The sequence below is a fragment of the Rahnella sikkimica genome (assembly GCF_002951615.1).
Classification (GTDB): Bacteria; Pseudomonadota; Gammaproteobacteria; order Enterobacterales; family Enterobacteriaceae; genus Rahnella; species Rahnella sikkimica.
The window spans coordinates 2,792,894-2,805,177 of record NZ_CP019062.1; the positions used below are offsets into that span (position 1 = coordinate 2,792,894).

Sequence of the window (12,284 nt, forward strand, 5' to 3'; positions counted from 1 at the left end):
GCAGGAGCCATCACTCATCAAACGCGCGTTACGCCACGTCTTCGTGCTGCGGCACCGGGTTGCGGAAGCTTTTGGTGACACAGGCCAGATAGATGAAGCCGACTGCGCCCCAGATCAGCCCCAGCACCATCGAGCCTTCTTCCAGATTCACCCACAACGCCCCGACCGTCAGCGCGCCGCACATCGGTAAAAACAGATACTGGAAGTGATCCATAAAGGTTTTGTTGCGCTTCTCGCGGATCCAGAACTGCGAAATCACAGACAGGTTCACGAAGGTAAACGCCACCAGCGCACCGAAGTTAATCAGCGCCGTGGCGGTCACCAGATCGAAGTTAATCGCCATCAGGGCAATTGCGCCGACCAGCAACACGTTGAAAGACGGTGTGCGCCATTTCGGGTGAATGTAGCCGAAGAAACGTTTCGGGAATACGCCGTCGCGGCCCATGACGTACATCAGGCGCGAAACGCCCGCGTGTGCCGCCATGCCGGAAGCCAGCACGGTAATACTGGAGAAAATCAGCGCACCGAACTGGAAGGCGCGTCCGGCGACCTGCAACATGATTTCAGGCTGTGAAGCGTCCGGGTTTTTGAAGCTGGAGATGTCCGGGAAATACAGTTGCAGGAAATAGGTTGCGCTGATGAAGATGGCACCGCCAATTAACGCCGTCAGGAAAATCGCCCGCGGGATCACACGTTCGGCGTCTTTAGTTTCTTCCGACAAATTACTGATGCCGTCAAAGCCGGTGAACGAGAAGCACAGAATGGTTGCGCCGGTAATCAATGGCACCGTATGGGTATTTTCGCCCCAGAACGGTTTCGAACTGGCCAGCGTACCGTAACCGGTGCCGTGGTTAACGCCGTAAATCACCATGCCGGTAATCACAACAATCAGCACAATCTGTAAGACGACGACCAGCGTATTAATATTGGCGACGGTTTTGATGCTGCGTAAATTCGACAGCGTCATAAAGCCGACCAGCACGATGACAAATATCCACGACGGCACGGAAGGCACCAGCGCCTCGAAATAGATTTTTGCCAGCAGGATATTAATCATCGGCGCGAAAAGATAATCGAGCAGCGATGACCAGCCCACCATAAAGCCGACCACCGGATGAATCGCTTTTTGCGCGTAAGTATAAGCGGAGCCCGCCGAAGGATAGCGGCGCACCAGTTTGCCGTAGCTCAGTGCGGTAAATAACACGGCGATAAGCGCGAAGGCATAGGCCGTCGGCACATGGCCGTCGGTCAGGCCGGAGACAATACCGAAGGTATCGAACAGGGTCATGGGTTGCATATAGGCCAGGCCTATCATGACAACCGGAATCAGCGTAAGGCTTTTACGCAGTTCCACGCGGGAAGGGGTACCTGTTGCGATGTTATCCGACATGATGTGAATTTCCCATGACGGATGACGTCACATAAAAAGAGTGGTGCACCATTTATGTTTCCTTGCGACAAGACTGTCGATTTCTGAAAGTAAATATCTATCCGGTACTAAGCCCGGCCTCTGGTTTTTGAATGTTTTCTTGTACGAAGAATGATTTCGATAATGTAGAACGTGTGACACGCCCCGTTTTGCGGGCCGCATATTTTGCCTTATTCCCTATCGAATTGACAAGCCAGCTCAGGATAAAGACAGGTAATAATTAAAATAACCAGCAAAAACCGGCACGTATTGTCAAAGCGCTTTTGCGGAGGGGGAATGAAATGTTTTTATAATGTGAAAATAATTAAACACGCCGTTATTGCATCCGGAGATATATCGACAAGCCCTGTTTAAAAATAACGAATGCGCCTCTGATTTAACATTTTCAGCTTTGCTGACTCATCCCGCGCCCCGATTGCACTTATGGGCAAATTCCTAAAATGCCCTCCCCTGACATCTTTTTCACGCCTGATGTTTACAAAATCCCGGTCTGTGACAAGAATGAGAATTATTTGCTCATAAAATAAGAAATATCTTATTTCTCACTTAAGCAGCAACTCCGAAATCTGAAGAAGCACAACGCCCGTTTGAGCCCGATAACGGCAACGCGCAGATTGGTGTATCCATCGGGATTGCGAAAATGGCGTCATGCCGGATACAGAACCGGTTCGCCTTCTGGCGTAAGCCGTCGCCTGCCGGGTTCAGAGGTGTGTGCTATAAATTTCACATAACAAAAACGTTTTTATTGTCATATTTTTGGCTACAGCAACGAAGTGACGGGGTGTGATGTGTCTCTTTCTATTTCTGAATGGACGATGGCTAACGATATTGAATGCTCGCATCTGACCGCGAGTAATTCCTCATTTCCACGTCATACGCACGATGAATACGTGATCAGCGCCAATCTGACCGGTACGGAAGAAATCTGGCTGCACGGCAAAACCGAACTGGTGCGCGCTGGCGATATCACGATTTATAACCCGTCCACGGTTCAGTCATCGCTGTTCGGCGATGAAAAGGTCGAGTTCCTCAGCGTGCATATTCCGCAAGCGTTGTTGCGCCAGGTGTCGGTCGATCATAATCTGCGTTCAGACCACCATGCGCCGGTGCTGACCGAAGGCGTTCTGAATAATCCTGCGCTGTTTTCCGCACTTCGTCATTACAAACGCACGCTCAATGATGAAGATCAGGAGCAGAATTTGCTGTGGCTGCTGGGCGCGTTACTGGAAGAACCGGCAAAAGAACAGGAACAGTCGCTGCGCCCGATCACGCTGGCGCTGGATTTTATGCGCGACCATCTGACGCGAAAAATACATCTCGATACGCTGGCGCAAATCAGCGGGCTGAGTAAATTCCATTTTGTCCGGCTTTTCCGTCAGCACATCGGCATGCCGCCGCTGCAATATCATATGCAATTGCGGCTGCTTGAGGCCCGCAACCAGCTGCGCAAAAACAATAACGCGCTGGATGTGGCCATCCGCCTGGGCTTTTACGATCAAAGCCACTTCATCAATACGTTCCGCAAAATGATGGGGATCACGCCCCATCTTTATTCGCTGTCGCTGAACGCCTCGCACGGCCACGCGGCTATACGATAAATTCGCGGTAACCGGTGATCACCACGTACAGCGCGAAATATGAGAATATCGCCGCTGACGCCACGTAAGAGTATTTCAGCATTTTGGTGCCGAGCATTTTCCCGCCCCAGCTGCCGACGCAGCACAGCACAATCGTCCAGAACACACCGGCGATGAAAAAGCCGGTCAGGAACCAGGACGCTTCCGCCGTGCCGCCCTGTCCCATGCGCGAAATCAACGCCCCGCCGACGGCAGCGAACCACAAAATCGCCGTCGGCGAGGACATCGCCAGCAACACGCCCCGGCCAAAATTGCGCATCACCGAGCGCGGCTGCCCGTTGTCGCCGGAGTTCAGATCGCCCGCAGGCGCCAGCGCCGCGCGGATCATTTTGTAGGTAAACCACATCAGCATCAGCGAGCCGCCGACCCACAGCACCCAGCGTACGCTCTGGTATTGCAGCAACAGCGTCATCCCTGCCAGCGCCAGCACGGCGTAAATCAGGTCGCCGATGCAGGTGCCAATACCCAGCCAGAATCCGTGAAAATAGCCGCGTTGCATCGCCAGCGTAATCATGGCGATATTCGCAATCCCGATGTCCAGACACAGCGACAGGCTGAGCAAAAATCCATTTGAAAACGGCATCATAACGGAACTCTCTTAATTAACTGGTTGTATTCAATCATGTCATTGGTGGTGCCCAGACGCGCCATCAGCACATCGACATCCTCAGGATTGGTATGCGGGCAGCGATCCAGCATGAAATTTTTCGCCCGTTCCGCGTCGCCGCCCAGCAACTCTTCGCTCATCAGCCGGGTCAGATCCGCCATCTGGGTAAAGAAAAGTTCCGGGTGGAACTCGATGGAATCCGCGGACAGCTCAACGCAGCCGTGTTCGCGCAGGTAGTTAAACTGGATCCAGGCCGCACCGGCGTCCGGATAGCTCGACGGGCCACGGCGCAGATAGCGCAGCATTTCGAGGAAGTAGATCCGCGCCAGCACGGTGCGATCCAGTTGCAGACCGTCAGCCACCTGCGGCGTGAGACACATCAGCAGGCCAAACTGGTCGGCCAGCGCTTCCTGCACCATCATCGATCCCCAGCGATCAATCTTGCTGAGTTTCGGGAAGACGTTTTCGTTACGCACCAGCGAATGCCCGAGGTCGTGCCCGCGGAACCAGGCAATCAGATAACGCTGGCACACGCGGCTGTCCGGCAGCCGGTCTTCCGGCCAGCCCATTTTTGCCGCTTCAGTGCGGGAAAACAGTTCGAACAGTTGCAGGTAAGTGTTGGCGAAAACCACGGTGCGCTTGACCGGCGAATACTTCAGCCCTTCATCTTCCGGGAAGAAATAGGCGAAATGTTTCGGATAGGTATTCGCTTCACCGGCAATGCCAAACAGGTTGATAATTTTGTACGCGCAGCCCGGCATCGCCAGCAAATCCCCGGCAATTTCCTTTTGCAGATACAGCAAACTTTCCGGAAAGAGGCTGTCCATCACGTCGGAGATTTCCTGCAACATCGGCGCGGGTTCGCCAAACCACGACGAATAAAAACTTTGTTTGGATTTCCCCACCCACGTCGACGTATTGCCGATACCCAGCACCAGTTGCTGTTCATTCAGCCCGGCGATTTGCGGCAGCACGGCTTTCCCGCAACTGTCGTCCGCCAGCACTTCCGCGCGCAAAAACAGCCCGCGACGGGTATCCGGGTCATCAAACATCGGCGCGAGACGGAAACACTGGATCGACATTTCCTCACGCAGCGCATCCAGCAAACGGCTTTCGCAGGCGGCTTCCAGCTGATTAATGGCCTCCGTAAGACGCAGGCAGTAGTGAATGGTTTGCAGAGCTTTAGGATTTAGATTTTCCGGGGTATCCAGATCCATCATTGAAACCTGGTATGCCGCCGCGGCTGGCCAAAATGACGTAGTAAACATGATTTCAAACCTTTAAGCGCAATGGAAAGAACCTACTTAATCACTCCCGCGAAACCGGGTATTGGAAGAAATTGCGCAGACGCCAGGAAGTGAAAATCGCCGCCATTACAAGCCCGTCATCTGGGTCTACCCTTAACGTACCTATTCCTTTTTTGCTAAGCGCCTCACACCATGAGTCTTTCCCTTCGTCATTACCTGCACGCCCGTACCCGGCTGGTGATTTCCATCGTTGCCGGGCTGGTTTGTTTTTTCGCCCTTCCCGCTCATCTGGGGGTTTTGCAGCGCCTGATGATTGGCTGGAACGTGCTGGCGTGGCTGTATCTGTTTTTCCTGTGGTTTCGGATGTTACGCACCGAGCCGAAAGACATTCCGCACATCGCCAAAACGCAGGATGAAAGCGCCAGCATCGTGCTGACGCTGGTAACGCTGACCTGTCTGGTGAGTATTCTGGCGATCCTGATGGAACTGGGGTCACTAAAAGATCTCACCGGCACCGCGCGGGCTTTGCACATTCTGCTGACCGCCACCACGCTGATTGCTTCCTGGGCGCTGCTGCCCACGTCGTTCGCCATGCACTACGCGCATCATCACTATCTGCGGCGCAGCAAAGACTGCACGCCGATGATTTTCCCTGAAAAGCCCGACGAACCCGGTTACTGGGATTTTCTCTATTTCTCTTTCACCATTGCCGTGGCGTCACAGACCGCTGACGTGGCGACCGGCACCACCGATATGCGGCAGATTGCGCTGTTGCAGTCGGTGATTTCGTTCGTCTTCAATCTGGCGATCCTCGGGTTTTCCATTAACGTCGGCGCGGGATTGCTCAGCTAATTCTTCACTTAGCGATTGAAGTAATACGCTGTATTTCGGGGGATTTTCGGCAGAGTTCACTGTAAGTCTGAAAAGGCGCACTTTGGACTTCTATACGTCTAAAACTTAGTGTAGGTTTTCACAATATTCTCCCAATTTGGTTACGTTTAAGGAAACTTTGCTTATGCGCACTTCGTTTGTTGCCCTGACACTGCTGGCTTCCACGCTGTTTTCCGCCACCACTTTTGCCGGGTCGACGCTGGATCGCGTGACCAAAACCGGCGTTTTGCGCAATGCCATCGTCAATGACTACCCGCCTTTCGGCTTTATTGATGACAATAATCAGCTGGCGGGTTTTGACGTGGATGTCGCCAAAGCCGTGGCACAACGCATGGGCGTGAAGCTGGAAATTATTGCGCCGGGCTGGGAAACGATTGTCGGCGGGAAATGGCAGGGTCGCTGGGATACCTGTATTTGCTCGATGACGCCAAACACAGAACGCGCCAAAGTGCTGGATTTCCCGACGCCGTACTACAATTCTCCGGCGGTGCTGGTGGTGAATAAGAAAGACGACCGCATCAAATCCGCCGCGGATCTGAGCAATAAGAAAATCGGCGTGGGCATCGGTTCGACCTATGAAACGTACCTGCAAAAAGCGCTGGTGATCCCGGGCGCAAAACCGCTGAACTTCCCGTTTGATAACGTGCAGGTGATCCCGAGTGACGAAGAAGTCGCGTTCCAGAATCTGGCGTTAGGGCCGGGCGTGCGTCTGGACGGCGTGGTGTCTGATTTAGCCACCGCCAATGCCCGCATCAAACGAGCGCCGGTGTTCAAAATTGTCACCGAGCTGTACGCCGAACCGAACTGGGTGGCGACGGACAAAGGCGACGCTGAGTGGGATAAAAAAGTCGCAGACACCATCAAATCGCTGCGCGACGACGGCACGCTGGCGAAAATTTCCCAGCACTGGCTGGGTGAAGATATTACGCACGAGGTACCGTGATGCCACAAATCCCGGACAGCCAGCCGAAGGTGGAAACGCCGGAACGCTTGCACCGCGCGCACGCGTTTAAATTCAAAACCGGGCTGACGTGGCTGATACTCCTCAGCCTGCTGCTCGGCACCTTCAGCAAAATGGGGCTGGACTGGAGCCTGATCAGCCAGAAATTGCCCTTCCTGCTCGGGCTGCGTCTGTCGCCGGACGGCTTTATTCAGGGCGCGGCGCTGACCATTATGATCACCGCCTGCTCGATGTTTTTCTGTCTGCTGATTGGCCTGATTACCGCGCTCGGGCGGATGTCCGAAAACGCGCTGGCCTTTGGCTGCGCGACGTTTTACGCCTCGCTGTTTCGCGGTACGCCGCTGCTGGTTCAGGTACTCATTATCTATCTGGCGCTGCCGCAGTTCGGGATTGTGCTCGGCGCGCTCAGCTCCGGCATTATTGCGCTGTCGATGAACTACGGCGCGTATCTGGCGGAAACCATCCGCAGTGGCGTGCTTTCCGTGCCGCGCGGTCAGCAGGAAGCCGCGCTGGCGCTGGGCGTTTCGCGCTGGACGGTGGCGGTTCACGTCACGGCTCCGCAGGCGCTGCGCATTATTATTCCGCCCGCCGGATCGATGTTTATTTCCATGCTGAAAGATTCGTCGCTGGTCTCGCTGATGGGGCTGTGGGAGCTGAATTTCCTCGCGCAATCCTACGGGCGCAGCACCTATCGTTATATGGAAATGCTGGCGACGGCAGCCGCGATATACTGGATTATGTCGATTGTTTTAGAACTGCTGCAAAGCCGTCTTGAGCGCCGTTTTGCGCAGGGCCAGCGCCGCTGATTTTCAAATTTTATTAACGGGTACGCCATGTCCTTTCCAGAAGATTTTCGTTTAATCAGCTACCTCTCGCGGCTGGAGCACGCCGCCCGCTTTCCGCTTTCCTCCTCTTATCCGGAATCGATGAGCATCGATACGCTGTTCGAACTGGCGGGAAAAGAGCACCGTGCGCCTTTCATGCAAACCGTGCTGGATTACCCGCCGCTGCGCGGAACACCTGAACTTCTCGAAGCCATTGCGTCTACTTACCGGCACATCACGCCACAGCAGGTCATCAGCTTTGCCGGGGCCGACGAAGCGATTTATGCCAGTTTTCAGATGCTGCTCGAGCCGGACGATCACGCGGTGGTCATCACGCCCACTTATCAGTCGCTGGAAAGCGTACCGCTCTCGCGCGGTTCCGTCACCGGCGTGGCGCTGGATGAAAATAACGACTGGGCGCTGGAGGTGGAAAAAGTCCGGACTGCGCTGCGTGAAAACACCAAAGTCCTGGCGATAAACTTCCCGCATAACCCGACCGGTGCGCTGATTTCGCGCCAGCAACTGACGGATCTGGTGGATATATGCCGCGCGCGCGGAATCTGGATTTTCTCCGATGAAGTGTACCGCCTGACGGAGTTTGATCCGGCAGATCGCCTGCCGCAGGTGGCCGATATTTACGAACGTGGGATCTCGCTGAATGTGACCTCAAAAGCTTACGGATTGCCCGGCCTGCGCATCGGCTGGGTGGCCTGTCAGGATGACGCGTGGATGCTGAAACTCGAACGTATGAAGCAGTATCTGTCGATCTGCAATTCCATGCCCGGCGAGTTTCTGACAACGATGGCACTCAACGCCCGTGCGCCGATCCTCGAGCGCGTCATGGCCCGTTCCCGCAGCCAGCGCGCGGCGCTGACGGAATTTCTGGCGCGCTATCCGCATCTGTTCCGGCTTTCCGTGCCGAAGGCCGGTGTGCTGGCGTTTCCCCGTTATCTGGGGGCGGAAGGCGCAGAAGCGTTCGCCACCACACTGGTGGCAGAAACCGGGGTGATGGTCATTCCGTCCGTGACTTACGCTTCTGAACTGACGCCGGTTTCAGAAGATTTTCTGCGCATTGGCTTTGGTCGCGAAAATCTGGAACAGTCGCTGGTGGAAATGGGCAAGTGGCTGGATCGCCGGTGATCAGCCCAGCACTTTCTTGCTGGTCAGAAAATCAATAAACACCCTTACCTTGGGCAGCATATGGCGGCTGCTCGGCCAGACTACCGAAAACTTGCCGCCCTCTTTCAGAAAACTCTCCAGCACCGGCACCAGTTCGCCGGAGGCCAGAGAGTTGCGCACAATAAACTCCGGCACATACGCCATGCCCATCCCCTGCACCGTGGCCTGTAAAATGGATTCCAGATTATTGCTGCTCAGCGCCAGCGGCAGTTCCACCGGCGTCTCGCTGTTCATCTCCCATTCCTGCCATTGTCCGTTGCCCGGAAACCGGTAACGCAGGCAGGCGTGATGGCGCAAATCGTCCGGCGTTTGTGGCGCGGGGTGTTGCGCGAAATAACCGGGGCTGCCGACGATGGCAAAGCGGAACGGCCCCAGACGGCGCGACATCATCTGCGAGCTGTTCAGCTCACCGCTGCGGATGGCGATATCAAACCCTTCATCGATGACATCTACCATACGGTCGCTGAAATCCAGATCCAGCTCGACATCGGGATACCGGGCACGAAACTCCGGCAGATGCGGCAACAACATGCGGTAACCGATGGCCGGCGCGGTAATGCGCAATTTGCCGCGCGGCACGGCGGAAATCCGCACCAGTTCCTGCTCGGCCTCTTCCAGCTGCGTGACGATATTCTGGCAGCGTTCGAAAAAAAGCTGGCCTTCGTCGGTCAGGCTGATGCGCCGCGTGCTGCGGTTAAACAGCCGCACGTTAAGCTTTTCTTCCAGACGCGCCACGCTTTTCCCCACCGCAGATGCCGAAATGCCCATGCGCTCTGCCGCCGCCGCAAAACTCTGGCTTTGCGCCGCGCGGACAAACGCCAGCAACCCATTCAGATTTTCCACTTTACCCTTCCCGCCATTCGAGCGTTTTAGTCCTTAATCATCGGACTCCGAGCCTGTTTCCGCAAGATTACTGACATTTTATCATCCATGTCACGACTCTTTCCGTTGGGGAAACCAATGAATACCTCATCCACGCACAACACCGGCAATCTCCGGGTTCTGTTCACCGTCTGTCTGGCGGCGGTGATCCTGCCGCTCAATTTCGTCAGCGGTGCGGTCGCCACGCCCGCCATCGCCCGTGAACTCGGCGGCAGCGCACAGGCGCTCAGCTGGATAACCAATTCTTTCATGCTGACGTTCGGCTGTTTTCTGATGGCCGCCGGTGCGCTGGCGGATGAAATCGGGCGCAAAAAAGTGTTCATCAGCGGCGTTTCGCTGTTCGCCCTGCTCTCGCTGTTGCAGGGCTTCAGCACCAGTTTGCTGTGGACCGATTTACTGCGCGGTGCACAAGGGATTGCGGCAGCAGGCGCGCTGGCGGGCGGCGCGGCGGCTCTGGCGCAGGAGTTCGACGGCGCAGCGCGAACCCGCGCGTTCAGCCTGATGGGCAGCAGTTTTGGCGTCGGGCTGGCGTTCGGGCCGTTTCTGGCCGGATTGCTGATCGCACATTTCGGCTGGCGCTCGGTCTTTTTCTCCGCCGCCGCCATCGCGCTGATTTCACTGCTGAGCGGTACGTCGAAAATGCACGAGACGCGAAATCCGCAGGCCGCCGGTATCGACTGGCCGGGCACGGTGTCGTTTACCGCCATGCTGGCATTGCTGACCTGGGCGCTGATGGACATTCCGCAGTCCAGCCTGCGCAGCCCCCAGGTGCTGGGAATGCTGGCGGGTGCCCTGATATTGCTGGGAATTTTCGTCGTGGTTGAGCGGCGCGTTACAAACCCGATGCTGGATTTATCGCTGTTCCGTTACGTGCGCTTTATCGGCGTGCAGGCGCTGCCGCTGGCGACCGGTTTCTGTTTTGTGGTGCTGCTGGTGATATTACCGATGCTGTTTATCGGCGTCGCAGGGCTGAGTGAAGAACGCGCCGGATTAATGATGATGGCGCTGTCGGTGCCGATGCTGGTTGTGCCGCTGCTGGCGGCGTGGCTGACACGCTGGATATCCGCAGGTGTGTTGTGTACGTCGGGGCTGGTGATTGCCGCCGCCGGTTTGGGCTGGCTGAGCCACGCGGTGCTGGCGCAGGATCTGAACGGCATGATCGCGCCGATGCTGATTATTGGTGTCGGCACCGGTTTGCCGTGGGGCCTGATGGACGGGCTTTCGGTCAGCGTGGTGCCCAAAGAACGGGCAGGCATGGCGACCGGGATTTTCAGCACCACGCGCGTGGCCGGTGAAGGGATTTCGCTGGCGATTGTCGGCGCGATTCTGGCCGCACTGACCCACAGCGCGCTGGCTGCGCAGTTCGCCAGCGGCGAAATCGGTCAGGCGGCGCAGCGGCTGGCGACCGGCAATCTGACGGTCGCACAACAGCTTATTCCGCAGGCCAGCACCGCGCAGCTTCAGGCGCTTTATGCCGCCTCGCTGCATCCGCTGTTGCTGTGTCTGATGGGCATTACGCTGTTTTCCGCGCTGGTGGTTTTACTGGCACTGCGCGGCAATCATCAGGAAACGGCAGAAACCACTGCTGTGTGTCAGAAGGATCTGTCGCCGTAATCCGCTTCAGGCTCCGGATGCAGCGACGCAGCCTGTTCAGAACATCCCCAAAAAATGGTTAATAAACTTCATCTTTACGCCGCATCATTTTCTTAAATGATGCGGAAATTATTACATTAATGGGATAAAAAACCACAAATTTAACATTTATAGAATTTTTATCCTTATTATCAAAAATGCCAAAAATATCCCCTTAAGGTAAATTTATTAACTTATATTTAACCATAACGGCGTTTCCCATCATGAGGTTAAGGCTAGGGATATCTTCGGTAGCCACTGAAAAACACAAATCCCGGCCCGTACGTCGTTTCTTGTCCGATTTTTTTGGCTGTCTTTAGCGTTAATTACAGACCACCAGAGGATTTCCACATGCAACACCGTTGCATGAGTACACATCCGTGTAAGCAGTTATTGGGAGTCATCATGGGCGAAAAAAATTCTTTATTACTGGCAATTCTGGCCGCAGCAACCCTGACGTTAGCCACAGGCGCGCAGGCAGCCGGTAACTTAACAGGGCAATTGGGTGTCTCACTGACCATCAGTACCGGCTGTACCGTCGGCAACGGCACGGTCACTGGCGGAACAAACCTGTGGGGTAACTTAAACTTTGGTAACTACGCCGATTTAACCAGCGTCATCAACGGAACACTTCTTGGGGCGAACGGCACCAGCGCCGTGACCGTCACGTGCAGCACCGGCCTCAGCCCGACACTCTCCTTAAACGGGGGACTGGCCGCAACCGGCGGCGTCCGCGCCATGACGTCGAGCGGAAACAGTATTCATTATCGCCTCTACTCAGACAGCGCCCGTAGCACCGAAATCACCATAAATTCCCCGGTGACGCTGGGAACCGGCACGACGGCGCAAAACATACCGATCTATGGCCGGGTTTTACCGGCGGATCAGACCAGCACGACCCCCGCTGCCGGAACGTATAACGATACGGTAGTCGCCACACTTTCCTGGTAACGCTTTATTCCGTCAGGGCATGTTATGCCCTGTGCGATTTGTTA

The 12,284-nt window shown here is 55.5% G+C and carries 11 protein-coding genes; 7 read left to right on the top strand and 4 right to left on the bottom strand.

What is annotated here, in order from left to right; all coding sequences use genetic code 11:
* Positions 1–28: 28 nt before the first annotated feature.
* Positions 29–1,390, bottom strand: a complete 1,362-nt coding sequence (locus BV494_RS12975) for an APC family permease (protein WP_104923246.1) — start codon at positions 1,388–1,390, stop codon at positions 29–31.
* A gap of 827 nt (positions 1,391–2,217) precedes the next feature.
* Between BV494_RS12975 and BV494_RS12980 the strand changes: the two genes are divergently transcribed.
* Positions 2,218–3,027: a helix-turn-helix transcriptional regulator gene (locus tag BV494_RS12980; protein WP_104923247.1), complete on the top strand. Its 810-nt coding sequence runs from the start codon at positions 2,218–2,220 to the stop codon at positions 3,025–3,027.
* Here the strand turns inward: BV494_RS12980 and BV494_RS12985 are convergent.
* Both BV494_RS12985 and BV494_RS12990 read right to left on the bottom strand, forming a co-directional pair.
* Complete coding sequence (locus tag BV494_RS12985; RefSeq protein ID WP_104923248.1) at positions 3,017–3,652, bottom strand: LysE family translocator; 636 nt, start codon at positions 3,650–3,652, stop codon at positions 3,017–3,019. The genes BV494_RS12980 and BV494_RS12985 overlap by 11 nt on opposite strands.
* A complete protein-coding gene (locus BV494_RS12990; RefSeq protein ID WP_104923249.1) occupies positions 3,649–4,941 on the bottom strand; it encodes a DUF8614 domain-containing protein in 1,293 nt (430 codons plus the stop codon). Before BV494_RS12990 ends, BV494_RS12985 begins: the two co-directional genes overlap by 4 nt.
* Positions 4,942–5,112: 171 nt before the next feature.
* Between BV494_RS12990 and BV494_RS12995 the strand changes: the two genes are divergently transcribed.
* The 4 genes from BV494_RS12995 (at position 5,113) to BV494_RS13010 (ending at position 8,736) form a co-directional block, all read left to right on the top strand.
* Positions 5,113–5,772, top strand: a complete 660-nt coding sequence (locus BV494_RS12995) for a DUF1345 domain-containing protein (protein WP_104923250.1) — start codon at positions 5,113–5,115, stop codon at positions 5,770–5,772.
* Positions 5,773–5,935: 163 nt separating this feature from the next.
* On the top strand, positions 5,936–6,754 hold the full coding sequence (locus tag BV494_RS13000) for a transporter substrate-binding domain-containing protein (RefSeq protein ID WP_104923251.1): 819 nt from the start codon (positions 5,936–5,938) through the stop codon (positions 6,752–6,754).
* Entirely contained in the window at positions 6,754–7,578 is an 825-nt protein-coding gene (locus tag BV494_RS13005; protein ID WP_104923252.1) for an amino acid ABC transporter permease, read from the top strand. Before BV494_RS13000 ends, BV494_RS13005 begins: the two co-directional genes overlap by 1 nt.
* A 27-nt stretch (positions 7,579–7,605) precedes the next feature.
* Positions 7,606–8,736, top strand: coding sequence for an aminotransferase class I/II-fold pyridoxal phosphate-dependent enzyme (locus tag BV494_RS13010; protein WP_104923253.1), 1,131 nt, complete (start codon positions 7,606–7,608; stop codon positions 8,734–8,736).
* Here the strand turns inward: BV494_RS13010 and BV494_RS13015 are convergent, their stop codons facing one another.
* Positions 8,737–9,618 carry a LysR substrate-binding domain-containing protein gene (locus tag BV494_RS13015; protein WP_104923254.1) on the bottom strand — a complete coding sequence of 294 codons (882 nt, stop codon included), beginning with the start codon at positions 9,616–9,618 and terminating at the stop codon, positions 8,737–8,739.
* A gap of 117 nt (positions 9,619–9,735) precedes the next feature.
* Here BV494_RS13015 and BV494_RS13020 point away from each other — a divergent pair, with 117 nt between their 5' ends.
* Both BV494_RS13020 and BV494_RS13025 read left to right on the top strand, forming a co-directional pair.
* Positions 9,736–11,271 carry an MFS transporter gene (locus BV494_RS13020; protein ID WP_104923255.1) on the top strand — a complete coding sequence of 512 codons (1,536 nt, stop codon included), beginning with the start codon at positions 9,736–9,738 and terminating at the stop codon, positions 11,269–11,271.
* A 423-nt stretch (positions 11,272–11,694) separates the two neighbouring features.
* Complete coding sequence (locus tag BV494_RS13025) at positions 11,695–12,240, top strand: Csu type fimbrial protein (RefSeq protein ID WP_104923256.1); 546 nt, start codon at positions 11,695–11,697, stop codon at positions 12,238–12,240.
* Positions 12,241–12,284: the final 44 nt, after the last annotated feature.